General features: G+C 54.0%; 22 protein-coding genes and 4 tRNA genes. 13 read left to right on the top strand and 13 right to left on the bottom strand.

Going from position 1 to position 26,623, the window contains the following annotated elements:
- Nucleotides 1-16: 16 nt before the first annotated feature.
- Together HNEAP_RS05030 and ppc are read right to left on the bottom strand one after the other, a co-directional pair.
- Complete coding sequence (locus HNEAP_RS05030) at nt 17-967, bottom strand: cation diffusion facilitator family transporter (RefSeq protein WP_012823871.1); 951 nt, start codon at nt 965-967, stop codon at nt 17-19.
- 140 nt (nt 968-1,107) lie between these two features.
- Nucleotides 1,108-3,924, bottom strand: coding sequence for a phosphoenolpyruvate carboxylase (gene ppc, locus HNEAP_RS05025; RefSeq protein ID WP_012823870.1), 2,817 nt, complete (start codon nt 3,922-3,924; stop codon nt 1,108-1,110).
- Between the two features lie 199 nt (nt 3,925-4,123).
- Between ppc and gnd the strand changes: the two genes are divergently transcribed.
- The 4 genes from gnd to tsaB all read left to right on the top strand — a co-directional run bounded on the left by gnd (nt 4,124) and on the right by tsaB (nt 9,202).
- Entirely contained in the window at nt 4,124-5,134 is a 1,011-nt protein-coding gene (gene gnd, locus HNEAP_RS05020) for a phosphogluconate dehydrogenase (NAD(+)-dependent, decarboxylating) (protein ID WP_336433115.1), read from the top strand.
- 83 nt (nt 5,135-5,217) lie between these two features.
- Entirely contained in the window at nt 5,218-6,732 is a 1,515-nt protein-coding gene (gene zwf / locus HNEAP_RS05015) for a glucose-6-phosphate dehydrogenase (protein WP_012823868.1), read from the top strand.
- Nucleotides 6,733-6,826: 94 nt separating this feature from the next.
- Nucleotides 6,827-8,470, top strand: coding sequence for a glucose-6-phosphate isomerase (pgi, locus tag HNEAP_RS05010; protein WP_012823867.1), 1,644 nt, complete (start codon nt 6,827-6,829; stop codon nt 8,468-8,470).
- Between the two features lie 18 nt (nt 8,471-8,488).
- On the top strand, nt 8,489-9,202 hold the full coding sequence (gene tsaB, locus HNEAP_RS05005; protein ID WP_012823866.1) for a tRNA (adenosine(37)-N6)-threonylcarbamoyltransferase complex dimerization subunit type 1 TsaB: 714 nt from the start codon (nt 8,489-8,491) through the stop codon (nt 9,200-9,202).
- Between the two features lie 95 nt (nt 9,203-9,297).
- On the opposite strand, the gene HNEAP_RS05000 is transcribed toward tsaB, so the two are convergent.
- The 6 genes from HNEAP_RS05000 to HNEAP_RS04975 all read right to left on the bottom strand — a co-directional run bounded on the left by HNEAP_RS05000 (nt 9,298) and on the right by HNEAP_RS04975 (nt 12,803).
- Nucleotides 9,298-9,374, bottom strand: a tRNA-Met gene (locus tag HNEAP_RS05000).
- A gap of 201 nt (nt 9,375-9,575) precedes the next feature.
- Nucleotides 9,576-9,651, bottom strand: a tRNA-His gene (locus tag HNEAP_RS04995).
- A gap of 21 nt (nt 9,652-9,672) precedes the next feature.
- Nucleotides 9,673-9,749, bottom strand: a tRNA-Arg gene (locus HNEAP_RS04990).
- A gap of 15 nt (nt 9,750-9,764) precedes the next feature.
- A tRNA-Pro gene (locus tag HNEAP_RS04985) sits at nt 9,765-9,841 on the bottom strand.
- A gap of 144 nt (nt 9,842-9,985) precedes the next feature.
- Nucleotides 9,986-12,271 carry a phosphoenolpyruvate--protein phosphotransferase gene (gene ptsP, locus HNEAP_RS04980; protein WP_012823865.1) on the bottom strand — a complete coding sequence of 762 codons (2,286 nt, stop codon included), beginning with the start codon at nt 12,269-12,271 and terminating at the stop codon, nt 9,986-9,988.
- Nucleotides 12,261-12,803: an RNA pyrophosphohydrolase gene (locus HNEAP_RS04975; protein WP_012823864.1), complete on the bottom strand. Its 543-nt coding sequence runs from the start codon at nt 12,801-12,803 to the stop codon at nt 12,261-12,263. The genes ptsP and HNEAP_RS04975 overlap by 11 nt, the downstream gene beginning before the upstream one ends.
- A gap of 241 nt (nt 12,804-13,044) precedes the next feature.
- Between HNEAP_RS04975 and HNEAP_RS04970 the strand changes: the two genes are divergently transcribed.
- The gene (locus HNEAP_RS04970; protein ID WP_012823863.1) at nt 13,045-13,701 is read left to right on the top strand and encodes a histidinol-phosphatase; all 657 of its coding nucleotides are present in this window, start codon (nt 13,045-13,047) and stop codon (nt 13,699-13,701) included.
- A 67-nt stretch (nt 13,702-13,768) separates the two neighbouring features.
- Here the strand turns inward: HNEAP_RS04970 and dcd are convergent, their stop codons facing one another.
- Both dcd and HNEAP_RS04960 read right to left on the bottom strand, forming a co-directional pair.
- Nucleotides 13,769-14,335 (bottom strand): dCTP deaminase, encoded by a 567-nt coding sequence (gene dcd, locus HNEAP_RS04965; protein ID WP_012823862.1) that lies wholly within the window; start codon nt 14,333-14,335, stop codon nt 13,769-13,771.
- Between the two features lie 94 nt (nt 14,336-14,429).
- On the bottom strand, nt 14,430-14,729 hold the full coding sequence (locus HNEAP_RS04960) for a hypothetical protein (RefSeq protein WP_012823861.1): 300 nt from the start codon (nt 14,727-14,729) through the stop codon (nt 14,430-14,432).
- A 439-nt stretch (nt 14,730-15,168) separates the two neighbouring features.
- Here HNEAP_RS04960 and HNEAP_RS04955 point away from each other — a divergent pair, with 439 nt between their 5' ends.
- A complete protein-coding gene (locus HNEAP_RS04955) occupies nt 15,169-15,801 on the top strand; it encodes a DUF1134 domain-containing protein (protein ID WP_012823860.1) in 633 nt (210 codons plus the stop codon).
- Between the two features lie 260 nt (nt 15,802-16,061).
- Here the strand turns inward: HNEAP_RS04955 and fur are convergent, their stop codons facing one another.
- Nucleotides 16,062-16,481 (bottom strand): ferric iron uptake transcriptional regulator, encoded by a 420-nt coding sequence (gene fur / locus HNEAP_RS04950; protein WP_012823859.1) that lies wholly within the window; start codon nt 16,479-16,481, stop codon nt 16,062-16,064.
- Between the two features lie 179 nt (nt 16,482-16,660).
- Here fur and HNEAP_RS04945 point away from each other — a divergent pair, with 179 nt between their 5' ends.
- The 4 genes from HNEAP_RS04945 to fabB all read left to right on the top strand — a co-directional run bounded on the left by HNEAP_RS04945 (nt 16,661) and on the right by fabB (nt 19,673).
- Complete coding sequence (locus tag HNEAP_RS04945; protein ID WP_012823858.1) at nt 16,661-17,233, top strand: outer membrane protein assembly factor BamE; 573 nt, start codon at nt 16,661-16,663, stop codon at nt 17,231-17,233.
- A gap of 32 nt (nt 17,234-17,265) precedes the next feature.
- The gene (locus tag HNEAP_RS04940; RefSeq protein WP_012823857.1) at nt 17,266-17,652 is read left to right on the top strand and encodes a DUF423 domain-containing protein; all 387 of its coding nucleotides are present in this window, start codon (nt 17,266-17,268) and stop codon (nt 17,650-17,652) included.
- A gap of 278 nt (nt 17,653-17,930) precedes the next feature.
- A complete protein-coding gene (fabA, locus tag HNEAP_RS04935) occupies nt 17,931-18,449 on the top strand; it encodes a bifunctional 3-hydroxydecanoyl-ACP dehydratase/trans-2-decenoyl-ACP isomerase (RefSeq protein WP_012823856.1) in 519 nt (172 codons plus the stop codon).
- 6 nt (nt 18,450-18,455) lie between these two features.
- Entirely contained in the window at nt 18,456-19,673 is a 1,218-nt protein-coding gene (fabB, locus tag HNEAP_RS04930; protein ID WP_012823855.1) for a beta-ketoacyl-ACP synthase I, read from the top strand.
- A 51-nt stretch (nt 19,674-19,724) separates the two neighbouring features.
- Here the strand turns inward: fabB and HNEAP_RS04925 are convergent, their stop codons facing one another.
- On the bottom strand, nt 19,725-21,419 hold the full coding sequence (locus tag HNEAP_RS04925; protein WP_012823854.1) for an ABC transporter ATP-binding protein: 1,695 nt from the start codon (nt 21,417-21,419) through the stop codon (nt 19,725-19,727).
- A 257-nt stretch (nt 21,420-21,676) separates the two neighbouring features.
- On the opposite strand from HNEAP_RS04925, the gene rlmKL reads away from it, so the two are divergent.
- Nucleotides 21,677-23,932, top strand: coding sequence for a bifunctional 23S rRNA (guanine(2069)-N(7))-methyltransferase RlmK/23S rRNA (guanine(2445)-N(2))-methyltransferase RlmL (gene rlmKL, locus HNEAP_RS04920; protein WP_012823853.1), 2,256 nt, complete (start codon nt 21,677-21,679; stop codon nt 23,930-23,932).
- Nucleotides 23,841-24,611 (top strand): C40 family peptidase, encoded by a 771-nt coding sequence (locus HNEAP_RS04915; protein WP_166635981.1) that lies wholly within the window; start codon nt 23,841-23,843, stop codon nt 24,609-24,611. Before rlmKL ends, HNEAP_RS04915 begins: the two co-directional genes overlap by 92 nt.
- A 66-nt stretch (nt 24,612-24,677) precedes the next feature.
- Here the strand turns inward: HNEAP_RS04915 and HNEAP_RS04910 are convergent, their stop codons facing one another.
- The gene (locus HNEAP_RS04910) at nt 24,678-24,962 is read right to left on the bottom strand and encodes a hypothetical protein (protein WP_012823851.1); all 285 of its coding nucleotides are present in this window, start codon (nt 24,960-24,962) and stop codon (nt 24,678-24,680) included.
- A 140-nt stretch (nt 24,963-25,102) separates the two neighbouring features.
- Between HNEAP_RS04910 and HNEAP_RS04905 the strand changes: the two genes are divergently transcribed.
- Entirely contained in the window at nt 25,103-26,620 is a 1,518-nt protein-coding gene (locus HNEAP_RS04905) for a leucyl aminopeptidase (RefSeq protein ID WP_041600725.1), read from the top strand.
- The last annotated feature ends 3 nt before the right edge of the window (nt 26,621-26,623 follow it).

Below are 26,623 nucleotides of genomic sequence, written 5' to 3'. Positions count from 1 at the left end.
TCAGAGTCCGAACCCATCAGACCATCGCACCGGGACACGCACTGTTTTCATGGGTATACGCCAACGCGCAGTGAGCGGCGTAAGTTGCCGTTTCGATTTGGATGGTTACGTGATTGATATTGAATTCCTCATGCAACAGATGCTCAGCCTGAGCAAGCAATTGATCGGGTGCGGCTGCATCGGGCGCAAGAACCAGATGCGCCGTCAATCCGTTCCGGGACGTGCTCAAGGCCCAGACATGCAAATCATGCAACCCGGCCACACCGGGCAAGGCGAGCAGGTGCTTGCGCACAGATACCAGGTCGATCTCCTTGGGCACGCCATCGAACAACAGGTGCAGCGATTGACGAAACAATGACCACGTGCCCCAGACAACCACGGCGGCGATCAGCAAGGAAATGACCGGATCGAGCCAGAACCAGCCTGTGCCCATGATGACGAATGCACCGATCACAACGCCCAGCGAAACCAGCGCATCGGCTGCCATGTGCAGAAAAGCGCCGCGAATGTTGAGATCGTGTTTGCTACCGGCCAAAAACAGCCAGGCCGTGGCGCTGTTGATCACAATGCCGATGGTGGCCACCACGATCACCGGCCATTCGTGCACCTCAGTCACCACAGTAAAGCGTTGCATGGCTTCCACGGCCAGCCCGCCCATCAACAGCAACAACACGGCGGCATTGATGAAGCTCGCGAGTATCGAACCCCGCTGCCAACCGTAGGTATGTCGATCATCCGCTCGAATTCGCCCAGCAGCCAGCGCCGCCCAGGCCAGCGCCAATCCGGCCACATCGCCCAGGTTGTGTCCGGCATCGGCAAGCAAGGCCAATGAATTGGCCTGCCAACCGTAAAACGCTTCGATTAACACAAAAATCAAGTTGATCGCCATGCCGAAGGCGAAACGCCGATCGAAGTTCGTGGGAATCGGGTGGTGGTGCGCGTGGTCGTGGTCGTGGTCGTGACTCATTGTTGAATCCTTACCTGGATAGTCTGGAACGTACTGACCGGAATTAATAATATGAAAAGAATCCTCCACGAAGGAGGATTATTCAAGTGGGCGGCCAAAGCCGCGCTTGCGGTCGCAAGAATACGGAGTAACCGGATTTCTTAGCCGGTATTACGCATCCCTGAGGCAATGGCGTTGATCGAGCGTAAAAGCGGCAGCAACCACTTCTGCCGTTCGGCTTCCGGCTCGGAATCATCCCGGTAGCGGCGGAGCAATACGATCTGGATATGGTTGAGCACGTCCAGATAAGGGTTACGTCGCATCATCGAGGTGCCGATGTATTCATCAATTTCAACCAGCGAGTCGACCCGAGCAACCCGCAACAATTCATCGAGCGTACGGTAGTACTCGGTGCTGATCTTGTCATATACCGGTAGCGCCTGAGCCTGATCGGCCACCAGACTGGCGTACTCACGCGCGATGGTCATTTCACCCTTGGTCAGCGAAAGCTGGGTATTGCGCAACATACTGTGGAAGAACGGCCACTCGTTGAACAGAGTGTGCAGCAACTCGGGCTGATCCTTATGGCTTTGACGCCAGGCTCTCAGCGCCGAGCCAATTCCGTACCATGCAGGCAAGGTATGTCGTGACTGCGACCAGCCGAATACCCAGGGAATGGCGCGGACAGATGCCTTGGACAAATCACCGACCTTGCGCGATGCCGGTCGCGAGCCGATGTTGAGCAAGCCAAGCTCTCGCACCGGTGTCGCTTCGAAAAAGTAATTGAAGAAGAATGGCGTTTCGTCAGTCAATTCTCGGTATGCCTTCTCGCCGTAGGTCGCCAACTCGGCCACGACTTGCTCGTGCTCGGCCGGTGCCGGATTGTTTTCCATCACCAGATGCGCCGATGCCTTCATCAGGCCGGTCGCACCCATGGTGATCTCGTAAATAGCCGTTTCGGTATTACTGTACTTGGATGAGAGTACCTCACCCTGTTCGGTAAATTTGATCTGACCTTCGACGGTACCCGCCGGCAGCGACAGAATCGACTCGTGAGTAGGCCCGCCGCCCCGCGCCACTGTGCCGCCACGGCCATGGAACAGTCGGCATTCGATACCATTCTTCTGGGTAATCGACAGAACACGTTTCTGAGCGTTGTACAGGCTCCAGACCGAAGCGAGCGAACCGCCATCCTTGCAGGAATCGGAATAACCCAGCATCGCTTCTTGCAGATCGCCGGAAACACGAATCAATTCACGGTAGACCGGATTTTCGAATAATACGCTTAATACGTTCTCGATTTGATGTAAGTCTTCGATGGTTTCAAACAACGGCGAAATCTGAATATCGCAGAACCACTGGGATTTACGCTTGCCCGCCAATCCAGCCAATACGGCCAGAAACATGACTTCCATCACGTGGCTGGCTGCGTGCGTCATTGAAATGACGTAGGTACCGAAGCATTCGCGGCTGATGGTATCGATCAGTTCACGCTTGACCTTGAACACTTCGAGGGTTTCGGCAGATTCAGCAGATAACGCTGCCATGTCGATGGCCTTGTGGCGGCTCTTGTTGATGAGCTGGGTCAGCAGCGTCATACGACCGGCTTCGTCCAATGCCATGTAATCGGTCTTCGGCTGCAATTGCTTGAGAATATCAGCCACGGTTTGAGTATGGCGTGTGGATTCCTGACGGATATCCAATTTGAACAGATGCCAACCGAAAGTCTCCGCCAGGCGGATCAAATCCTTGATCTCGCCATCGGCAAGCAACTGATCGCCTGTGGAAATCAACGTGTCACGAATCCGGTACAGGTCGCTCAGGAACTGATCCTTGTGCGCGTAGGCATGAGCGGACAAGTTGATGGGCTTTTTGTCCAGCAGGGCCGTCACGTAGTCCAGGTTGTGCTTCAGGCGCTGGCCGATGATGCGCAACTTGAGACGATAGGGCTCTTCCGTAAAGAAACTATCACCTGAATTTTCTGGTGATGCGAGCCCCAGTTCCACCGCATCCTGATGCAGACCTAATCCTTCTAGGTCAATCTCAGGGCACAAACGGCACGAATGGGTGAGCACGCGGTCCATACCCGCCAATCGGTCAAGATATTCTTGCAAGATCGTCTGCGTTGCCGAACATACCGCGAAAGTGGTCACTTCATGCGTTACATACGGATTGCCATCGCGATCGCCACCAATCCAAGAACCGAACCGGAACAGACTCGGCACCGTGACCGGTGCATCCGGGAATTTTTCGTTGAAATTCACATCCACCGCGCGCTCAAGGTAGCGGTAAGCCAGCGGAACGGCATCAAAGATCGACGTGCTGAAATAATACAGGCCCAAACGAATCTCATCGTGGACTTCAGGCCGGGTGGTGCGCACTTCATTGGTTTTAAGCAATGAAAGAATCACGCTTTTAACCTGTTGATGCAAACGATCCCGTTCAATCCCTTTTGCTTCCGGATGATCTAACTCGGCGCAAAGCAAGAAGATTTTGCGCTGCAGATCCATCACGGTTCGACGTTTTGCCTCGGTGGGATGCGCCGTAAATACGGGCATATAAATGAGTCGGTTGAGCAGCGTCTGCAAATCATCCGGGCTCATGCCCTGCTTGGAAAACTCGCGCATGGTGTCGTAGAACGAGCCGCGCCATAAACGCAGGCCGAGTCGAACCTGTTTGCGCCGATGCTGATGCATGAAATCTTCTTCAGCGATATTCACCAGGCTGAAGTACAGGTTGTACGCGCGCACGACAAAATTGAGCGTATCCGGATCCAGAGTGCGCAACAGAACCATCAATTTGGCGTGCAATTTAGGATTATGCTTCAGCCGCAATTTGATAAAACCACGACGTAACGTTTCGACGGTATCGAAGACGTGATCGCCGGTTTGTTCTTTCAGCACTTCGCCCAAAAGGTTGCCGAAAAGGCGCACCCGTGCGCGCAGCGCTTTATCGTTGTCTTTCGAATTTTTTTTCATTACAACACTCAGGTTTGAAGAATTAGAGGCTGGAAACCGAGGTTTTGACTCTTCCAGCTTTCACGACTGACGCAATTTTGTCATCACCAGTACTTAATGTTGTCGCCAGTATACCGTTTAAGGTCGTTTTTTTCTGATCGGCTGCTTGCGCGCAAAGTCAACATGGAACAAACACAACGCGGTACACTCAATTCGTAAGGTGTTCTCATCATCCGCCGACAAAGCTTGCCAAGCTCGGGCGATCGTTATCGGAAAGCGCAAGTACTGGGTTTTTCGCATATTAAGGAGTGAAACAATGAAACTAGGTATTTATGGTTTAGGCCGAATGGGCGCCAATATGGCTCGACGCTTATCACGCGGTGGCATTGAAGTTGTCGCGCACAATCGCAGCACGGCACCCATCGATGAACTGGTCGCCGAAGAAACCCATATCACAGGCGCATACACACTCAACGAATTTGTCGATGCCCTGCCCTCCCCGCGTATCGTGTGGCTCATGCTGCCATCCGGAAACGTCACCGAAGAGGCGATCTCCCAGGTTCTCCCCTTGCTTGATGAAGGCGATCTGCTGATCGATGGCGGCAACAGTTTTTATCAAGACACCATCGCACGTGCCGCGCGCGTTCAAAAATCGGGTGTGCACTACATGGATGTCGGTACATCCGGTGGCGTCTGGGGCCTGAAAAACGGCTACAGCCTGATGTTTGGCGGGTCGGATGAAGCGGCAACCCTGATCACTCCGGCAATCAAGGTGCTTGCGCCCGCCGCAGACCGGGGCTGGGGGCATGTCGGCCCCGTCGGCTCGGGGCATTTCGTCAAGATGGTTCACAACGGCATTGAGTACGGCATGATGCAGGCACTGGCCGAAGGGCTTGATCTGCTTCGCGCCAAGAAAGCGTTCGATCTGGATCTGGCGCAAATCACTGAGTTGTGGCGCGATGGTTCTGTCGTACAGAGCTGGTTGCTTGATCTCACGGCCGAAGCGCTTGCAGAACAGGGTCAAGGCCTAGAGCACATCGCCCCGGTGGTTTCCGATTCGGGTGAAGGACGCTGGACGGCAAAAGAAGCGATTGATCTGGGGGTCAGCGCCCCGGTGATGACGTTGGCCTTGCAAATGCGCTTCGCCAGTCAGGATGCAGAAGGCTACGGCAACCGTCTGCTTTCGTTGATGCGCAACGCCTTCGGTGGCCATGCCATTACGAAGAAATAAGTACGAAGAAATAAGTTTGTACAATCCACTGTAGGTTCGTCCATCTGCACCGCTGATTGATGCCCCACGCAAGGAGCCCCCACATGCCCCCATCAAAACGATCGGCCCAACGGGATAAGTCACGCCAAGATCCGGTGACCATCGTCATTTTCGGCGCGACAGGCAATCTGGCGCATAAGAAACTGATTCCGGCCCTCTACCAACTTGAACTGGCCGGCGAACTTCCTCAGGGCAGTCGTATCATCGGTTTCGGCCGCAGAGACTGGACGGATGAGCATTGGCGCGACGAAGTGCAGGTTCTGCTCAGCGAGGATGAATCCGCCCCCAACCCGGCGCTCGAAAAACTGTTACCCAGACTTTACTTTCACAACGGCGATTATCAGACCGAGGATTCGTTTACCTCGTTGGCACAGCGACTGTTTAATGACGAATTCCCCGCCTGCATCATGTTCTATTTCGCCGTTCCGCCGGATGCGTTCGGGTCAATTTGTCAGCATCTGGCGGCAGCCGGACTGGTTGAGGAATCCAAGGGGTGCCGACGGCTGGTCATCGAGAAACCTTTCGGCCACGACATCGAGAGCGCCCATGCGCTCGACTCATTGCTGCACCGCCACTTCAGCGAGCAACAGATTTACCGGATCGACCACTATCTTGGCAAAGGCACCGTGCAGAACATCATGGTGATGCGCTTCGCCAACCTGCTGCTCGAGCCCTTGTGGAACCGCAATTTCATCGACCATGTGCAGATTTCGCATGCCGAAACACTGGGTGTGGGCGGACGAGCCGGCTATTACGAATCCGCAGGCGCACTGCGGGACATGGTGCAGAGCCATCTGATGCAGATGCTGGCCTTGATTGCGATGGAACCGCCGCCGTCGATGGACCCTGAAGCCGTGCGCGATGAAAAGGTCAAGGTGCTTCGCAGTATCCGCCCCATTTCGCCGCGTGCCGTGCACGCACAGGCGTTCCGCGCGCAATATCAACGTGGGGTGGTCAAGGGCGAAAACGAAATCGGCTATCTCGATGAAGATGGCGTCGCCCCGGACTCCATCACCGAGACTTACGCGGCAGTCAAACTTTACATCGACAACTGGCGATGGAAGGGCGTGCCGTTTTATTTGCGTACCGGTAAGCGCTTGGCGCAGACCCACTCACAGATTTCGATTCGCTTCCGCGATCCGCCGCAGCAATTGTTTCGCGAGACGGCCATCACCAAAACAGAACCGAACTGGCTACTGATCGGCATTCAGCCCCAAGAGAACGTTCGCTTCGAATTGCAGATCAAAACCGACGGCTTGGAAATGCGCACGCGTACCGTGCAGATGGATGCAAGTTACACCGCTCCAGAACGTGAGAAACTCGACGCCTACGCCGCCTTGCTGCTGGACGTGATGCGCGGCGATCAGACCCTGTTTTTGCGCTACGATGAGGTAGCCTGGGCGTGGCGTGTGGTTGACCCCATTCTCAAAACCTGGTCGGTTGAGCGGGACTACATCCATACCTACAAGAGCGGCACCTGGGGGCCGAAAGAATCCGATCGATTGTTCGATGACGATAGTCATCAATGGCGAAATGATTTGTCTATTCCATCAAACTAGACAACACAGGTAGCGATGGGAATTGTGTCCATCAACCACCTACTGCAACTCGATTCGATCTAACAATATTTTCAAACAATAGGTTATCAAAAGCATGAGTCGGCTAACTCGATCCCCCGCATGGCAAAAGTTGGTGCATCACGGCGAGCAGATGAAGTCTGTTCATCTTTCTGACCTCTTTACACAACACCCCGAGCGCGCGCAAACCTACGCCCAGCAGGTCGCGGGGCTGCATGTCGATTACAGTAAACAGCGGATCACCCGTGACACGCTCGATCTGTTGCAGCAACTGGCTGCGGACTGCGGCGTTCTGGCTCGTCGTGACGCCATGTTTGCCGGTGAAAAAATCAATACCACCGAGGACAGGTCCGTACTCCACGTCGCCCTGCGCAACCGCAGCAATCACCCGATTCTGGTCGATGGCGAGAACGTCATGCCAGAGGTCAATGAGGTATTAGGGCGCATGCGCCAGTTCACCGACTCGGTACATGAGGGTCGTTGGCTGGGTTATTCCGGCGAACGCATTACCGATGTCGTCAACATCGGTATCGGCGGCTCAGACCTCGGGCCAAGAATGGTGTGCGATGCGCTAGCCTCTCATGGTTTGCCCGGCTTGCGCGTGCATTTCGTCGCAAACATTGCCCCAAGCGAAATCGCCAGTCTGCTTAAAACACTCGACCCTGCACGCACACTATTTGTCGTCGCATCCAAAACCTTCACAACCCAGGAAACGCTGACCAACGCCCACACGGCGCGGCGCTGGTTCCTCGACCATGCCCAGAACGAATCGGCCATCGAAAAACACTTCGTGGCCGTTTCGACCAACCATAAAGCCGTAGCAGCTTTCGGCATCAATACCGACAACATGTTCGGCTTTTGGGACTGGGTCGGTGGGCGCTACTCGTTGTGGTCGGCCATCGGCCTGCCCATTGCACTTTATATCGGCATGGATGGCTTCGAGCGCCTGCTCGAGGGTGCTCATGCCATGGACGAGCATTTCCGCCAAGCGCCAGCAGAACAGAACTTGCCATTGATCCTGGGTTTGGTCGATGTTTGGAACAGCAGCTTCCTCGGCGCCGAGACACTGGCCGTACTGCCCTATGGTACGCGCCTCGGCAGGCTCCCCGCCTATCTTCAACAAGCGAGCATGGAATCCAACGGCAAATCGGTCGATCTCGATGGACAACGCGTCGATTACGCGACAGGCCCCGTGGTGTGGGGCGGCGCGGGCACGAACGGGCAACACGCCTTCTACCAACTTCTGCATCAAGGCACGCGCCTGATCCCAACCGATTTCATCGCGTCCATTCGTACACACTCACCGATTGGCGAGCAACAGGCCATGCTGCTTGCCAACATGCTGGCGCAAACCCGCGCTTTAATGCTCGGTCGTGGCCTTGATGCCGTTGTCGCAGAAATGAAGGCGGCTGGCATTGACGACGAAACAATTGCCCGAGTTTCACCACACCGGGTATTCCTTGGCAACCAACCAAGCTCTACCATCCTGTTCCCGCAGATGACACCAGAAGCCGTCGGCGCATTGATCGCGCTGTACGAGCATCGTATCTTCGTGGCGGGCGCCATCTGGCATATCGACTCATACGATCAATGGGGCGTGGAACTGGGCAAGCAGATGGCCGGCGAGCTCCTGCCCGCCATCGGTAAAGCACCGGTAGCCGGCAGCTTCGACCCATCGACCGAAGCCTTGCTCAGCACCATTCATAAACACTGGGTTTAATTATTTGGATATCTGGGTTTGAATATCTTATTTATCGACTCGGCCACGGAAGCATGCACAGCCGCTATCTGGACTGACGGAACAGTTCTGAGCACGTTCGAACTGGCCCCCAGGGCGCATACACACCGCCTGCTGCCTATGGCCGAAGAATTGCTCAGCGAAGCCGGCATTGATTACAACCAGCTCGATCTGATCGCCTACGGCCGTGGGCCTGGTTCGTTCACAGGCGTACGCATCGCCACCGCTTGCGCGCAGGGCATGGCGCTGGGGCTGGATATTCCCGTACTCGGGATTTCATCACTCGCCACCTTGGCACAAGCACTGAGGGAACAGGCGCTTCAGGCCGGCGGCGGCATCATTCACGCCGCACTCGACGCACGAATGGGCGAGATTTATTACGGCCGTTTTCTGGTGGATAAAGCACGGGGTGTTACACCACTGGGCGAGGAACGCGTAATCTCACCCGAATTGATTTTATCCGAGTTCGCAATTCATTCTGAAAATACAGAATCGCAATTTGCAACAGGATCAGGCTTCGCGCGCTACCCCGCCCTTATTTCAGCCAATTCATGGCGGAACACGAGCCCCGATGCCTTCCCTGATGCACGCTTCGCCATTGAACTTGCGGCTGCCACGCCCGAATCACAATGGCAGGACCCAGCAGAAGCTGCCCCTATCTACCTCCGTGATAACGTGGCTCAGGTCAAAGGGGCTGCACCGGTCACGGGCTAGGCTGAATACCACCCTCTCAAATCACTAGGACAGAAAAAAACCCGCCAAGGCCAACTTGAAGCGGGTTTTTTAACGGGTTGCAAAACAACCGAATTTGGTGGCTATAGGTGGACTCGAACCACCGACCCCAGCATTATGAGTGCTGTGCTCTAACCAACTGAGCTATATAGCCGAAAACAGGTGGCGCATATTAGCCGCCATTAGTAAGCGCGTCAATACGCTCACGGACAAAAACTGACTTTTCGCCACCTTTCAAATCACCGCCCATATATCAACCGAATAGGCAGGCTTAATGTGTCCGAACAGTGTCAGAAACCTGATCAACCCAGACAATAAAAAACCCGCTCGTTGCGGGCTTTTTAATTCATACGTATGGGGTGACCGATGGGGTTCGAACCCACGACAACCGGAATCACAATCCGGGACTCTACCAACTGAGCTACGGCCACCATTGTTTGATTGAGCGCGTTTGGCGCGCCCGGCAGGACTCGAACCCGCTACCCTCGGCTTAGAAGGCCGATGCTCTATCCAGATGAGCTACGGGCGCAAGTGATGCAAAAATTGGTCGGAGTGATAGGATTTGAACCTACGACCACCTGGTCCCAAACCAGGTGCGCTACCAGACTGCGCTACACTCCGAAGCAAGGCTCAAAGCCTCACATCTCTTGATCTTCAGGATCAACCCTGATCACAAGAAGCGCGCATATTAGGCATCCGTACAGGGATTGTCAACCGTAAACTTGGCCCAATACCCTTTAACGAAAAAACGCTTCGTGACCGTTTTCAGGAACCGGCTCGAATCAGGCCACCCAATCCCCGCTCTTCAAGCGCTTGGGAGAGCATGGCTCGGATTTGAGTTGGCCGACTGCACTCAAGGGCGGCAGTGAGCAACTGCCGTGCATCACTCTGCTTGAAGCTTTGAATCACCCATTTAATCCGAGGCAATGACCCCGCACTCATCGAGAGCACGTCGATACCCATCCCCAGAAGCAGAACCGCGCCCATCGGGTCTCCTGCCAGTTCACCGCAAACGGTAACCTCGCGCCCCAGCAGGTGTGATGCATCAACGACTTCGACAATGGCGCGCAATACCGCCGGGTGCAATGCATCATAGCGAGCAGCCACGCGCTCATTATTCCGGTCAATCGCGAGAATGTACTGCGTCAGATCATTGGTACCGATGGATAGAAAATCCACCATGGCTGCAATGATTTCGATCTGGTACACCGCTGATGGCACTTCGATCATGACGCCGATACGCGGCGTGGAAATAGCTTGCCCCTCTTCCCTCAATTCGTTCAGCGCTTGGAAGATGTACTCTTTGGCCGTTTCCAACTCTTCGACGGAGCCAATCATGGGCAGAAGGATGCTGAGATTATCCAAGCCGATGGAGGCACGCAGCATGGCTCGAATTTGCGTGAGGAAAATTTCCGGATGATCCAGCACCAGACGAATGCCGCGCCAGCCGAGGAAAGGGTTATCTTCTTTGATCGGGAAATAGGAAAGGGGTTTGTCCCCGCCGACATCCAGCGTCCGCAGGACGACTTCCTTACCGCGAAAAGTTTCGAGCGCCTCCCGGTAGATGGCCGCTTGATCCTCTTCGCCCGGAAACTGTTTGCGGATTTGAAAGGGAATTTCAGTCCGATACAGACCGATACCTTCAGCACCCACCGTCATCGACGGAGCCATATCGGCCAGCAGACCGATGTTGACGTACATCCCTATGCGACGACCATCAAGAGACTGGGCTGGCAGATCACAAAGCGCCTTGAGGCCGGCCGTAAGTTGCGCCTCTTCCTGCACGAGGCGAGAGAGTTCCTGCCGGAACGAGCCGACCGGACGAACGATTAACAACCCCCGGTAGCCGTCAACAACGACCTCCTGGTCATTCAGCGACACGATGGGCAAGTCGGATACGCCCATCGCCGCCGGAATACCCAAAGCACGCGCCAGAATAGCCAGATGCGATGAACCTGTACCACTGCTGGATACAATCCCCACCAACCGATTGGTTGGGATTTCGGCCAGATGGGAGGCAGAAAGATCGCGCCCGATCAGGACGATGCGTTCGGGTAGATCGCGTGCGTCGTGTGTGCGTGCACGTAGCTTCACCAAAATACGGGTGCCCAGATCGCGCACATCCTGAGCGCGCTCGCGCAGGTATGCATCACTCATATTTTCAAAAACTGCGGCGTGCTCGCGCACCGTGTCTCTGAGCGCCGCCGAGGCCGACATACCCGCATGCACGCGAGACTCCATGCTGCCGATGAACGAGCCGCTGCCCAGCATCATGATGAAGGCATCAAAGAGGATATTTTCATCCGCGTTACAAGCCGCACGCGCAAAATCATCCTTGAGTTGGGCGAACTCGGCGCGAACGGCTTCAATGGCAGAGAGCAAAACTTGCCATTCATTCGCTGGGTCTTCGACCACTCGATCGGCAACGCTTTCGAGATCAACGGAATTAAGTACGCTGACGGCCGTACCAAAGACAACCCCGGGCGAGCCCGGCAGGCCTCGAGCAATTACAGCGGCCCCGATATCGGACGCCGGGGTTTCATGCTGTGACAACTCGCCACTGACTTGAGCCTGTCTGATGCCTGAAGCCAATTGAGAAGCCAGCGTAACAAGAAACGATTCTTGATCCGCCGAAAATTTCCGGCGCTCAAGCGATTGCACCACGAGCACACCCAGCACGTCGCCCCGGTAAATGATCGGCACGCCAAGAAAGCCGTGGTAAAACTCCTCACCAATATCCGAGACGAACTTGAATGCAGGGTGATCGGGTGCATTTTCCAGATTGACCAGTTCTGCTCGACGAGCAACCAACCCCACCAGCCCCTCATTCAGGGCAAGCGTGACTCGGCCGATCATGTTCTGGTTCAAACCCTCTGTTGCTTGCAACAGCAATCCCGCTTCCTGAGGCGGTACAGGACGCGTCAGCACATATACAGAGCAAACATCAACCTTCAGAGCATCACGCACTCGTCGGGCAATCAAATCAAGCGCCGTACGCAAGTCTGCTGATTGGGCGACCTCGGTGACTATTCGACGTAATTCATCGAGCATGAGCGGACTCCTTGTCCTGGGTTGCTTCCTCTGCGATGAGCAGGGATCTGGGCGGTGTACCGGCATTTGCTGCGTCAGAAAGGAATAACATGGCTTCCTGGTAAACCGAACGTTTGAAGTAAATGACTTCGGATAAAATTGACCAGTACGAGCGCCACTCCCAGCCGTCAAACTCTGGCTTGTCGGATGCATTCAAATCAAAGGCCGATTCGGGCGAACGCAGCCGCAACAGAAACCATTTCTGCTTTTGGCCGATACACGTCGGGAATAAATGGCGTCGAATCATGTTGCGCGGCAGGCGGTAACGAAGCCACCCGCAAGTCCAACTGATTACTTCGACGTCAGTGGGCTTCAGACCGGTTTCTTCTTGCAGCTCACGATACATCGCAGCCAAAGGGCGCTCGTCATCATTAATCCCCCCCTGGGGAAATTGCCACGAACGATGCCCTGCACGCTTGCCCCAGAAGACTTCACCGGCATGGTTAATTAAAATGATGCCGACATTCGGGCGGAATCCATCACGGTCGATCACAGTTATACTCAAATTCAAAAGGTCAAACGCCAAAATGGGCAGATCAACAGACAATATCGCCTGTCGCCGCAACCGAGGAAGAATGGGCCGATATCATGTCGCCCATCTCCATCGGAGTCTTACTGCCATTTTCCACGGGTTGCCCCTGTTTGGCAAAACAAAAAGACCGGCTGGACTAAAGTAATTTTTAAGGGTACCGAAACCCGCTTGCATCTCCCCTAATTTCACCCCGAGGTACTAAATGCAACTGGCAATTTTTGATCTGGATAACACCTTGCTTGCGGGCGATTCTGACCATGCATGGGGACAATTTCTGGCGGATATTGATGCGGTTGATGGCGCAGCATACGCGCAGCAAAACCAGATCTTTTATGAAGAGTACCAGCGCGGAACCCTGGATATTGATGCATTCCTGCGCTTCTCGCTGGCGCCTTTGGCGAAATTCCCCATCGAACAGCTGCATGCATGGCGCGAACAGTTTGTGGCCGAAAAAATAGCGCCAATGGTGACGGATAAAGCGAAAAACTTGGTTGAACATCACCGCCAGCGCGGTGATGAGATGCTCATCATTACGGCCACCAATGCCTTCGTTACCCAACCAATCGCCGAGCTGTTCGGCATTGAACATTTGCTCGCAACCCAGCCAAGCATCAATGAAGGCAGATACACCGGAGGCTATGATGGCACGCCAACCTTTCAGGCTGGAAAACAAACCGCACTGACGCAGTGGCTGCACGTGCGGCAACTGCAACCAACCAAAACCTGGTTCTATTCAGACTCGCAAAATGACCTGCCTTTGCTCAAGGCAGTTGATCATCCAGTTGCAGTTGACCCGGATAAGGTACTGCGCGAATACGCTTTGACAGAAGGCTGGCCAATCATTTCATTGAGAGAATGAACACCGACCCTCAACTCGAAAGGAATTAAGATTATCTCGGTGGTCGTGTTCGGTGAGAATGGTTAAATCAGGCTGTTGGCAAAGTAACGCCACGCTGGCCCTGATATTTGCCGCCACGATCTTTGTACGAAGTTTCGCACTCTTCATCAGATTCCAAAAACAGCATTTGGGCGACGCCTTCGTTGGCGTAAATGCGCGCTGGCAATGGGGTCGTATTCGAGAACTCAAGCGTGACATGACCTTCCCATTCCGGTTCAAGCGGGGTTACATTCACGATAATTCCGCAACGGGCGTAGGTGGATTTACCCAGGCAAATAGTCAGCACTTTTCGTGGAATACGGAAGTATTCGATCGTTCGCGCCAAGGCAAACGAGTTTGGCGGAATAATGCAAACATCCGATTCGATGTTCACGAAACTCCGCTCATCGAATGACTTCGGGTCGACAATGGTTGAGTTGATATTCGTGAACACCTTGAATTCGTTTGCACACCGCACGTCGTAGCCATAGCTGGACGTACCATATGAAATCAGTCGATCGCCCTGCTCGCTTCGCACCTGTTGTGGCGCGAAGGGTTCAATCATGCCGTGCTTTTCAGCCATTTCACGAATCCAGCGATCCGATTTAATACTCATGCCACCTATCCCCGTCATCCATTGCAATGCAGGCGCATTTTGGTGGCGACGGCGAGCCTTGTCCAGTCAGATCGCTTATATGCACTCGGCCAGGCTAGCCGCGCGCACCGAAAAGATAACGATCTTTTTTCTCTTCATCAGGGGCTTTGCCAGGCTTTGACTTGGGCTTATTTGCTGGCTCGGGGATTTCGGGCGTCTCAAGAAGGCCGAGATAATCCGAAACCTGCATGGACAGCACGAGCAAATCTTCGTCCTCGGACTGATCGGCTGTTTTTAAAATAGCCATCGCATATTCTTTGTCAGCCAAAAACCGATAGGTATCCACCTTGACGCTCAACACACGCAACAATTTGAGCTTGAAGCGCGCCATCATTTGCATTAACTCGGCTTCCATTCGTCCTCCTCATATTGGTGTCTTGTCATGTTCGAACTCAAGGCGAAAGCCAAAGCAAACTATGAGCCAATAAATCCATCCTATTGATTGATATGAAATGAAATACATTCAAAGCGATTAGACTGTTTACAATTGCACCAAAAAAGCGCCTTCGCCGCCATTGGCGCACGAAAAATGCTCCGCGCAGTATCTAAGGCTCGCTTCGAAAAACTGTTACGTACTGACGCCAATCTCTCGGAGACTTGTTTGCGTGCAAATGGGTACGGCGCCCTACGAAACCCATCAAAAAGATAAGCGATGAGCGATTGAGAACGAGTTTTCGCCCGCTTCGTGTTTTGCCGAAATCAGACGGTGCATTAATGAGGTGCTCACCCGATGATAAAATCAGACGCGGCCCCACCATCCCGTATAATCTAACGTGACATTCGGAGGAATCGACATGCACCTGATCAATAGCCATCTTTTTAAATCCCTGGTAGTCGGTGTCAGCCTTGCGCTGATGACCGGCACTTTATCCGGTTGCGCCAATAACCCACCTGCATCTAATGCGACTGTGGGAGCTCAAACAAACACCGCTGCAAACAACGACAACAGCTACAACGAATATGAAACCACGAATGAAGCAGTGAACTTTCTCGGTGGCTCGGCGGAAACGATTGCCAAACTCATGGACAAGGCATTTGCCGACTATGGACGACCGAATGCATATATCGAAGGCGAAGAAGCCGGCGGCGCAATCGTTTTGGGCGTACGTTACGGTAAAGGCGAGCTGGTAACCAAATCAGGACAACGCACGTTAGTCTATTGGCAAGGCCCTTCCGTGGGCTGGGATTTTGGCGGAGATGCCGGCAAGGTGTTCATCCTTGTATACAACCTTCCACAAACCGACCTGATCTTCCAGCGGTTCGCGGGTGTCAACGGTTCACTATATTTTGTGGGCGGATTGGGCATGGATTATCTGCGTTCGCAGGATATTGTGGTCGCCCCCATCCGAGTCGGCGTGGGCTTAAGATTAGGCGCCTCGGTTGGCTATATGCAATTCACACGTGACAAATCCTACCTGCCGTTCTAGGCCAAGGGCACCTCGAAAAACCGTCACGAGCGGCCCGAGTGCAAGGCGGCCGGAGCGCAGCGACCGAGATATATCAAATAGATAGGCGAGGGAGCGAGCACCGCCCAACGCAGCAATCGGGTCGCGCAGTAGGTTTTCGAGGTGCCCCCAAGTTAGTAGGCAATTAAAAGGGCATCATGCGCTCGTCAGGCGAGCATGATGCCCCTTCTATCAAATGCCGAGGAACCGGTAGAAATATCAGGCCCCACACCGGGCCCTGACTACTTCTTCTTTACGCGCGCTGCGCCACTGATGCCATAAATGACCAAAGAATAATCAGTCAGATCAAAGTCATATTGCTCCGCAATAGCGGCAATGCGTTCCTGAATGATTGGATCATGAAATTCTTCAACCGACCCGGTTTTGATACAAACCAGATGATCGTGATCACCCTTGGAAATCAGCTCGAATACCGATTTTCCGCCTTCGAACTGGTGTCGCTTGAGAATATCCGCGCCTTCGAATTGGGTCAGGACTCTGTATACGGTAGCCAAACCAATATCTTCACCACGGTTCAGTAGCTCCTTGTACACGTCCTCGGCACTCATGTGCCAATCCGGATTGCTTTCGATGATTTCCAGAATCTTAACGCGGGGCAAAGTGACCTTGAGCCCTGCTTTCTTCAGATCGTTTTGTTCCAAAATACACCTCTGCCCCGGAAAAAATACTTGTCAATACCAGTGGTGATTGTACCCGATTCTCCAGATCACACGCTTGTTTGGACCAATACATCCAATTATTCTCAGCGAACATCTAGAACAAACGCCCTGTACTTGCGTATGATTGCCGGACTATTGTAAGAACCAAACGTTAAAAACACATGCAACAAACACAATTGACCACCGGCCGTGCTCTGCGCGCCATACCAATCTTGGCATTGCTTACCTTCTCTCTGGTTGGCTGCACCTCGGTATACGTACCCAGTTTTATCAAGATATATCAACCGGATATCGCTCAGGGCAATATTATTGAGCCGGAGCAAGTCGCCAAGATTCAGATCGGCATGAGCGCCGCTGAAGTCAATCAGATTCTCGGCACGCCCGCATTGCGGGACATCTTCCACCGCAACCAGCGTGAAACCTATGTCTTTTACGACAAACGTGGCAAGAGGAAAGCATTTCAGCATGTTTTGGTCATCTTGTACGACGCTGATGGTCGGGTAGCAAAAATCGAACAGAGCGGCGATCCGTTGTCGCAAGCACCGGCGCAAGACATTCCAGAAGCCTTGCGCAACCCCAAGCAGCCAGATGATAAAGCGCTCGCAGTGCCGGATACAGAATCGAACAGCAGTGCTGCGCCTAGCCCCTATTCGTTGACGGCTCCAGCCACATCGAACCCGGCATTAGGCGGCGGCGCCCCATTGGAACCGACCGCCCCTGCTCTTTCTCAGTAAGCACCCGCCTCCAGACATTTACGGGAAGTATCGTGACCGCACCGAGAATCTGGCTCTTTCTGGGTATTGTGAACGCGCTGCTGGCTGTGATCTTGGCCGCTGCAGGTGCACATGGCCCGATGGCGCCTACAACGCCGTTTTTGCAACATATTCTTTCTACTGCCAGCTTGTTCCATTTAATTCACAGCCTTGCAATGATTCAGTTCGGGCTCTGGTTGGCTCAAAACCCGAATCACTACAATTTCACAGGTATATTCTTTTTGACGGGCACCGTTCTGTTCGTTGGTAGCCTGTACGCATTGGTCTTCACCACGATCACCTTTCCCGGTCTGCTGACACCCATCGGCGGCGCTCTATTGATGCTCGGTTGGATAACCTGGGGACTGCAAGTCGCTTTCCCGAGCAAAAAGCAGCCTTAACAAGCAGAACTAAAACGCCAATGATGCCATCAAGAAAAGTATCCGAGACTGCCAAGGCATCTCGCGTTTTCACTCTGTCACGGCCTTGAATCGGGGAAGCTCGAGAAGCCCATCATTCTCGCGTAGACGGGAATTCAGCGCCTTGATTTTTCTGGGTTCCCGTTTTCGCGGGAACGACGAATCTCGGGTATTTCGAGGTACCCATCGGTAAAACCCGGAAAAAAGAACCTGATTTCGGGTAATATTCACCCTTTGCGCATAACTTAGTTCGAGTAAACATGACACAGTCCAGCTTTGAATTTGATGACCTGATCCGCTGCGCCAAGGGCGAAATGTTTGGCGAGGGCAACGCTCAGTTGCCGCTTCCACCGATGCTCATGTTTGATCGCATTGATCGGATTGCAAAGGACGGCGGGAAATTTGGGAAAGGCGAGATGATCGCAGAACTTTCGATCAACCCAGAATTGTGGTTCTTCGGCTGCCATTTTGAAGGTGACCCCGTCATGCCCGGTTGCCTTGGCCTCGATGCCATGTGGCAGCTGGTTGGCTTCTATCTAGGCTGGAGCGGCGGCAAAGGCCATGGCCGAGCACTGGGTGTGGGTGATGTCAAATTTTCAGGACAAGTTCTGCCCGATAACAAGAAGATCATTTATCAGGTAGACATCAAACGAATTATCATGCGCAAACTGACCATGGGGATTGCTGATGCCCAAATGTCCGTCGATGGTAAAATCATCTACGAGGCTAAGGATCTTCGCGTTGGTCTGTTTACCAATACACAAGCATTGTCGGAGTAAACCATCATGCGCCGCGTCGTTATTACAGGCATGGGGATTGTTTCCAGCATTGGAAACAACCAGAAAGAAGTACTCGACTCATTGATGAATGGTCGTTCAGGTATCGAAATCAACCCAGAGCAAGTCGAACGGGGTTTCCGCTCGCATGTTGCCGGAACATTGAAGATCAATCCTGAAGATCACATTGATCGCAAGCTTTTTCGTTTCATGGGTTCGGCGGCAGCTTATACGTATCTCTCCATGAAGGAAGCCATTGAGCAATCCGGGCTGACCCCGGAGCAAGTCTCCAATCCACGCACAGGATTGATTGTCGGCTCGGGTGGCTCTTCGTGTGAAAATATCGTTGAAACAGCCGATATTGTGCGCGAGAAGGGTGTGAAACGCGTGGGTCCTTACATGGTCACACGCACAATGGGCTCAACCACGTCCGCCTGTCTGGCCACGCCATTCGGGATCAAAGGCATCAATTTTTCAATCAGCTCGGCCTGCGCTACCTCTGCACACTGCATCGGCTCCGGGGTTGAGCAAATTCAGTTTGGCAAGCAGGACATAGTCTTCGCGGGCGGCGGTGAAGAATTGCACTGGTCTCAAACGGCGATGTTCGATGCCATGGGTGCGTTATCGTCCAAATATAACGATACGCCGCACACCGCTTCTCGCCCCTTCGACGCCACCCGCGATGGTTTTGTCATCTCCGGCGGCGGTGGCGTGGTGGTTCTGGAAGAACTCGAACACGCGTTAGCCCGTGGCGCGAATATCCTGGCGGAAGTCGTGGGGTATGGTGCCACATCGGATGGTTACGATATGGTTCAGCCGTCTGGCGAAGGTGCGTTGCGTTGCATGAAGCAAGCACTGGCCACGGTGGACACGCCGATTGATTACGTCAACACACACGGCACCAGCACGCCCGCAGGTGACATGCGCGAACTGGAATCACTGGCGAAGATTTTCACCGACCACAAACCCTTTATCACCTCAACCAAATCACTTACGGGGCACTCTTTAGGTGCGGCTGGCTCACAGGAAGCAATCTACTCACTGCTAATGATGCAGAACCGGTTCATTGCGGCCTCGGCCAACCTCAATGAAATCGACCCGAAGGCAGAAGGTGTGAACCTGCTGACGGAAATGCTGGAAAACGTCAAAATCGATACTGTTTTGTCGAACAGCTTTGGTTTTGGCGGAACGAATGCCTCATTGGTAATGCGCCGCTATCAGGGCTAACAAAAGCATTCGTTGCTCACGAGAAAACGCCGCACAGTCGGCGTTTTTTATTTATTGATCAATCACACTGGCGATCAGTTGTCGTGTATAGGCATGACTCGGCGATTCAAACACCGTCGCAGTCGCGCCTGTTTCGACAACGGCACCCCGGTACAGAACCATCACGCGATGGGCCATGGCCCGTACAACCCGCAAGTCGTGGGTAATGAACACATAAGTGAGTCCGAGCTCCTCTTGCAACGTGCGCAGCAGAGCCAGAATCTGTTTCTGCACGGTCGCATCCAGCGCACTGGTCGGTTCATCGAGGATCAGAATTCGCGGCCTGAGAATCAAGGCACGAGCAATGGCAATCCGTTGGCGCTGCCCGCCCGAAAATTCATGCGGATAACGGTGCAGGCTCACACCACCCAGTCCGACAGAGGCCATCGCCTCCTGCACCCGAGCCGCATATTCGTTCTTGGCCAAACGAGGCTCGTGTACGCGCAAACCCTCGCCAACCAATTCGCCAATGGTCATCCGCGGTGATAAGGAACCAAACGGATCCTGAAAAACGATCTGGATATGGCGGCGCAGCGGGCGAAACTCAGATTCACTCAGATGTTCAACTGCCCTGCCCTCAAGCAGAATGTTTCCCCTTGAATGAATCAGGCGCAACAGTGCCAGCGCCAACGTGCTTTTCCCCGAGCCCGATTCTCCGATCACACCCAAGGTTTCCCCTGCCGATACGGAGATATCAATATGAGATAAAGCCTGGAATGGGACCGAACTGGACAGCCACCAATAACGACGCTCACCCGGAGCGAATTGGCGAGGCTGCTTGAATTCAACATTGAGATCATTCGCGCCGAGCACCTCAGGGGCATTCATGGAAATGACCGGCAAAGGTTCAGGTTGCGGCGTTGCCGCCAGCAATTGCTGGGTATAAGGATGCCAAGGCGATAAAAAGATCTCACCGACTTCACCGCGTTCGACGATCCGACCTTGCTTCATCACAGCAACCGCATCGGCATAACGTCGAACGAGATTCAGATCGTGCGTAATCAGCAGCAATGCCATGCCCATCTCCTGCTGAAGCTCGGTCAGCAGATCCATCATCTGGCTCTGCAATGTCACATCCAGCGCCGTTGTTGGTTCATCGGCAATCAGCAATTTAGGCCGACAAACCAGGGCCATCGCAATCATGGCCCGTTGTCGCTGCCCTCCTGAAAGCTGGTGTGGAAACACGCGTGCCCGTTGTTCAGGATCGGGCAGGCGTACCCGTTCAAGCCATTCGATGGCGCGGCGTTGCGCCTCTGCCCTCGTCAACCCTTCATGCGCAATCGTGACCTCGGCTATTTGCTCCCCAATGGTTTTCAAGGGATTAAAAGCGGTCATCGGTTCCTGAAAAATCATGCTGATTTCACGTCCACGAATGCGGCGCAAGGCATGCTGAGGCATGGTCAGAACATTCTGGCCATCGAACGTGATCGACCCGGACGTGTACTGCAAATTATCCAATAAACGTAAGACAGAGAGCGCAGTAATCGTCTTCCCGGAACCGGATTCTCCGACCAGAGCCATTCGCTGTCCGGGCAACACATCAAGACTGACCGACGAGAGAATTTCATCACCGGGCGTGAACTGGGCGGTCAGATCGCGGATTGACAGCAACGCCGTGGAATCAAGGCGGGAATCAAGGCGGGAATCATGATGAACAGGACTCGTGGCATCACCCGAAAGAACGTCCGGCATCGACTCAACCGACATATGGGCACCTCGAACTACCCGAGATTCGTCGTTCCCGCGACAGCGGAAACCCAGAAAAAATCAAGGCGCTGGATGCCTGCCTGCGCGGGAATGACGGGTTTTTCGAGCTTCCCATATAAAAGTCCTTATTCAAACAACCGATAACCCATGAATTTCAATGCCAGTTTATCAGCCAAGACGTGATGCCACCCCATAAATGACGCAACAGGAAACTCACTTTTCCGGTACAGTCACGCGATTATTATCGAGAGAACATCATGACCGACTTAGCATCCTCTGCACTATCCTGGCCGATCACCGTCGTGAGCGCGCCGGATATGCAGGCGCCTCTGGCAGAAGAAATACGCAGCCTGGTCGATGCCAAAGTATCTGACCGCCCCTTCGGCGTCCTGCTTGATGCCACACCCGAACAAGCCTATCGCATTGTATGCGATAGCCTGATTGCCGGGCACGTCTACCTCACCCTGATTACAGGCCAAGCGGCCACGGCGGACGAACTTTATCGACTGGTGCAACAAATCGACTGGGCAGAACATCTGGCGGCGGAAGGCTATTTCACCATCAGCGCGACCGGCTCAACCGATGCACTTCGTCACACAGGATTCGTCGCCACGCGCATCAAGGATGCGATTGTCGACCAGTTTCGTGAACGAACCGGCACACGGCCGACCATCGACAGCGAGCAACCCGACATTCGCTTGCATTGCCACCTGACGGCAAGTGGACACACCACACTCTCGCTTGAACTCTCGAACGGCTCGCTGCATCGGCGTGGGTATCGTACCGATGGCGGGCTGGCGCCGCTGCGGGAAACACTGGCCGCGGGCATGTTGTGGCGCGCACGCTGGCCGCAACTGGTTGCATCCGAAACCGAGACTGGCGCCGCGCTTTTTGATCCGATGTGCGGATCGGGCACGCTGCTGATCGAAGCAGCCCTGCGCCTTACGGGCTTGCCACAAGATCTGCGCGTCAAACGAATCGGATCGACTGGCTGGCTGGGTCATCGGGAGCAAGCCCAAAAGCGGGTACTCGACAATCCGCCCGAACTGGCCAAGGGCGTCGATAAGCTGACCTTGATCGGACAGGACATCGATATCGAGCAGATCACCGCAGCGCGTGCCAATGCTGAACGAGCGGGTGTTGATCATCTGATGGTTTTCCGTGAAGCAGATGCATGGAAAGCCCCCTGCCCACCCGAGTTCGAGGGCAAATCACACGGTCTTGTAGTGAGCAATCTGCCATATGGTCATCGGCTCGATGTCGGTGGTGATCACGAAGGCGAACCAGATTGGTCGGCGCTTACCGATCAGTGGCAGCGCTGCTTCAATGGCTGGCATTGGGCCTTCTTACTTCCGGAAGGTGAAGGCCAAAACTGGCCGCTGCGCTACGAGCGCGTATTCCCCATGGATCAAAGTGGTATCGCCATCGATATGATTCGCGGCAGTTTCGATGGCAAGGCCCGACGAGAAGCACCCGGCCCGATCGGGCTGGCCAATCGGTTATGTGCCGCAGCCGAGCAGGCAAGAGCACTGGTCGATGCAGCGCCTTTTGCCAATCGCCTGCAAAAAAATTACCGCCACCTGAAGAAACTGGCGGAACGTGAGGGTTGGTGCTGTTTTCGCGTCTATGACGCCGATTTGCCGGACTTCAACTGCGCGGTTGATCTCTATCGCGATGAGGCCGGAGAAACCTGGGCAGACATACAAGAATACCGGGCACCGAACAAAATCGATCCGCAACTCGCTCGTGCGCGCTTATCGATCATTGTCGAACAAGTCATGGAAAATCTCAGTCTGGCTGAAAATCATAGCGTCGTGCGGCAACGCAAACGCCAGACCGGCACAGAACAATATCAGAAGATCACTCAGGAACGCCTGGAACGCGTCGTTCACGAAGGTAGTACCCGCCTCTGGGTGAATCTCACCGACTATCTGGATACCGGACTGTTTCTGGATCACCGCTTGGTACGCGACCGCGTTGCGGAACTGTCTCGCGGGAAAAAACTGCTTAATTTGTTCTGCTATACCGCAACCGCATCGGTCCGCGCCGCACATCAAGGTGCTAGTCGTACCGTTTCGATCGATTTATCAAACACCTATCTCGACTGGGCCGAACGAAACTTTACCCTGAACAATCTCAAGGTAGGCACGGAACACAGCCTGATTCGCGCCGATGTGCTCGACTGGCTCGAACAACGCAGTAATGCGATCTATCAACCCGAACGATTCGATGTCATTTTCTGTGACCCGCCGACATTCTCCAACTCAAAAGCCATGCAGGACACACTGGATATTCAGCGAGACCATGAGTTCCTCGTGCGAAGCTGCATGCACCTTTTAAGTGACGATGGCACTTTAATCTTTTCAAATAATCTAAAAGGCTTTACATTGTCATCCAAATTGCTGGATGAATTCAGAATCAATGACTTATCAAGAAAAACATTACCAGGTGACTTTGCACGCACGCCAAATCGACGCAGTGTCTTCGAAATCCGACATCATGACGACACCTAACGCGACGAACGGTGCGGACGCAAGGAAGCATCTGCTGCCCGCACTGGGATTGATTGTTTGTGCTGCTTTTGGCCTTGGTGGCTGCGCTTCGCTCCCGAATGGCCCGAATGATGATAGTAATCAGTCGAGCAATGGCCTGGGTTGGCTTAATGCTTTGACCCAAAACGAAGATGAAAATTACAGCTTCAAAAACAGCTCATTGAGCACGAAACTTCCTTCGGTACCGATCAAGGCCATCGATGACCCAAACGGAGTCAGAACCGCGGCGACAGAAGCCATCTTGCAGGCGATCAGCCAGCTTGGCACCGCTTATCAATGGGGTGGCACATCGAAGAAACAAGGTTTTGACTGCAGTGGGCTGACCAGCTTTGTCTACAAGAAGGCTGACATCGAACTGCCGCGCACTGCCCGCGACCAATACGCATTCACTGAACGCATTGCACGCTCGCAACTAAAGCCTGGTGACCTGCTGTTCTTCAAAATCCGCAGTCGCAAGATCGATCACGTCGGTATTTATATTGGCGACAATCGCTTCATCCACGCGCCCAGAAAGGGCGAGCACGTTACCTTCGCGCAGCTCAACAATGTTTATTGGCGTAAACACTTTGCGGGAGCCGGGCGCGTTCCGGGTGCTAGGCGGCTCAATATGACCGAGCTTGATGCGCTAGCCGCCCAATAAAGACGTCCACAAGCGCGAATCGTCAACTTGATGCGCGGAGTGGAGCCATAACGGCCCTGAGAAAAATCACTTGCCGCCGCTGATTACCCAACCGGTAATGCCGGTAAATGCCATCAGAAAACCAAGCGGTGCCAGCATCAAGAGATCGAGAAACACCGAGTGGCTGCCGTCCTTCATCAGGAACATGGCACTGAAGCCGCCAATCACACCGATGGCAGTCATGATGGCCCCCACCACGATCAACACCTTCGAAAACTGACCGACACCAGATTTGGCATATTTAGGTTCGTAGCGATGCGGGTTGTGCACTCCCGGCTCGAACTCTTCTTCTGTATCACGTTGTGGATTCATGACCGTTTTCCTGCTCAAAATGAAATGAGGGCGTGTTTGGGACAGTTTTACTGCGGGTTTTGTTCACGATACCACGATGCACCGACCCATTCTGATAGAATCTTTGAGATACCCAGTTAGATTATAGGAGATCAGTTGTGTTGGAATTTTCAGTCAAAAGTGGTGCACCGGAAAAACAGCGATCTTCCTGCCTGATTGTCGGTGTTTTTGAAGCCCGAAAATTATCTGATGCGGCAGAAACCATCGACAAAGCCAGTGACGGTCACCTCAGTGCGATCACCCGCCGTGGCGATATGGAAGGCGAGCTGGGTGACACACTGCTAATCCACGGTGTACCCAATATTCAGGCTGAACGGGTTTTATTGGTCGGTCTGGGCAAAGAACGCGAATTCGACTTGAATGCTTTGAACAAGGCCACCACCGCAGCCGTCAAGGCGCTGCACTACCGTGGCACGACAGAATGCGTCAGTCACCTGACCGAAATCGACATCAAAGGGATCGAATTAGAACAGATACTCCGCCAAAGCGTGCTTGCCATTGATGCCGCCGTTTACCGCTTCGATCAGTTCAAGTCGACCCCGGAACCGGGACCACGCCGCCCACTGCGGAAAGTCACCTTCATTACGCCCAGTCGCCGTGGCCTGCTTGAAGCGGAAAACCACGTGCGCGAAGCAATGGCAATCAGTTCGGGGATTCACCTGACCAAGAACCTGGCCAACCTCCCACCGAATCTCTGCACACCAACCGCGCTTGCCGATCAGGCCCGCAAGTTGATGGAAACCCATCCGCACCTTGCGGTTGAAGTGTTGGATCAGTCCCGCATGGAAGCCTTGGGAATGAATGCCCTGCTCGCGGTCGCCAAGGGCAGTGTTGAATCACCCAAATTCATCATCATGGAGCACATGGGCGGTCGTGATGACGAAGAACCGATCGTACTGGTCGGCAAAGGGGTAACGTTCGACACCGGCGGCATCTCGCTCAAGCCCGGTCTCGACATGGATCAGATGAAATACGACATGGCCGGCGCTGCTGCTGTCATCGGATTGATCTCGATCGTGGCCGAACTGAAGCTGCCGATCAACGTCGTGGGCCTGGTGCCTACGGTAGAAAACATGCCGGACGGCAACGCATTGAAACCGGGCGACATTGTCAAGAGCATGTCCGGTCAGACAATCGAAGTGTTGAATACCGATGCCGAAGGCCGGCTGATTCTTTGCGACGCGCTCACCTATGCCAAACGCTTCAAACCTGATGTCGTCATCGACATGGCGACACTGACCGGCGCTTGCGTCATTGCGCTGGGCCGTGTGCCGAGCGGATTATTCAGCAACACCCGCGCCCTTGCCCAGGAAATCTCCAAAGCCGGTGAAAGCAGCCATGACCGGGTATGGGAACTGCCCTTATGGGACGAATATCAACCACAGCTCAAGAGCAACTTTGCCGATATGGCGAATATCGGTGGTCGCGAAGGCGGAGCACTGACAGCCGCCGCCTTCCTCTCCCGCTTCACCAAGGACTACCGTTGGGCACACCTCGACATCGCCGGTACGGCTTGGGTAACAGGAGATAACAAGGGTGCCACCGGCAGGCCGGTCGCGCTGCTTAGCGAATTCCTGCTCAAGCGAGCCAGAGCCAACGCTCAGGGCCAAATCAAGTAATTA

It is taken from the genome of Halothiobacillus neapolitanus c2 (assembly GCF_000024765.1).
Taxonomy (GTDB): domain Bacteria; phylum Pseudomonadota; class Gammaproteobacteria; order Halothiobacillales; family Halothiobacillaceae; genus Halothiobacillus; species Halothiobacillus neapolitanus.
Note: the sequence above shows the minus strand (reverse complement) of the source record. Positions and strands in the feature narration are given on the sequence as shown.

Coding starts and splice junctions, on each gene's coding strand:
- HNEAP_RS04945 (WP_012823858.1), top strand. CDS start 16,661: ATGCAACAAACACAATTGACCACCGGCCGTGCTCTGCGCGCCATACCA.
- HNEAP_RS04910 (WP_012823851.1), bottom strand. CDS start 24,962: ATGAATCCACAACGTGATACAGAAGAAGAGTTCGAGCCGGGAGTGCAC.
- HNEAP_RS04970 (WP_012823863.1), top strand. CDS start 13,045: ATGCAACTGGCAATTTTTGATCTGGATAACACCTTGCTTGCGGGCGAT.
- HNEAP_RS04925 (WP_012823854.1), bottom strand. CDS start 21,419: ATGTCGGTTGAGTCGATGCCGGACGTTCTTTCGGGTGATGCCACGAGT.
- HNEAP_RS04955 (WP_012823860.1), top strand. CDS start 15,169: ATGCACCTGATCAATAGCCATCTTTTTAAATCCCTGGTAGTCGGTGTC.
- ptsP (WP_012823865.1), bottom strand. CDS start 12,271: ATGCTCGATGAATTACGTCGAATAGTCACCGAGGTCGCCCAATCAGCA.
- HNEAP_RS05030 (WP_012823871.1), bottom strand. CDS start 967: ATGAGTCACGACCACGACCACGACCACGCGCACCACCACCCGATTCCC.
- fabA (WP_012823856.1), top strand. CDS start 17,931: ATGACACAGTCCAGCTTTGAATTTGATGACCTGATCCGCTGCGCCAAG.
- ppc (WP_012823870.1), bottom strand. CDS start 3,924: ATGAAAAAAAATTCGAAAGACAACGATAAAGCGCTGCGCGCACGGGTG.
- rlmKL (WP_012823853.1), top strand. CDS start 21,677: ATGACCGACTTAGCATCCTCTGCACTATCCTGGCCGATCACCGTCGTG.
- fabB (WP_012823855.1), top strand. CDS start 18,456: ATGCGCCGCGTCGTTATTACAGGCATGGGGATTGTTTCCAGCATTGGA.
- pgi (WP_012823867.1), top strand. CDS start 6,827: ATGAGTCGGCTAACTCGATCCCCCGCATGGCAAAAGTTGGTGCATCAC.
- HNEAP_RS04960 (WP_012823861.1), bottom strand. CDS start 14,729: ATGGAAGCCGAGTTAATGCAAATGATGGCGCGCTTCAAGCTCAAATTG.
- HNEAP_RS04915 (WP_166635981.1), top strand. CDS start 23,841: ATGACTTATCAAGAAAAACATTACCAGGTGACTTTGCACGCACGCCAA.
- dcd (WP_012823862.1), bottom strand. CDS start 14,335: ATGAGTATTAAATCGGATCGCTGGATTCGTGAAATGGCTGAAAAGCAC.
- zwf (WP_012823868.1), top strand. CDS start 5,218: ATGCCCCCATCAAAACGATCGGCCCAACGGGATAAGTCACGCCAAGAT.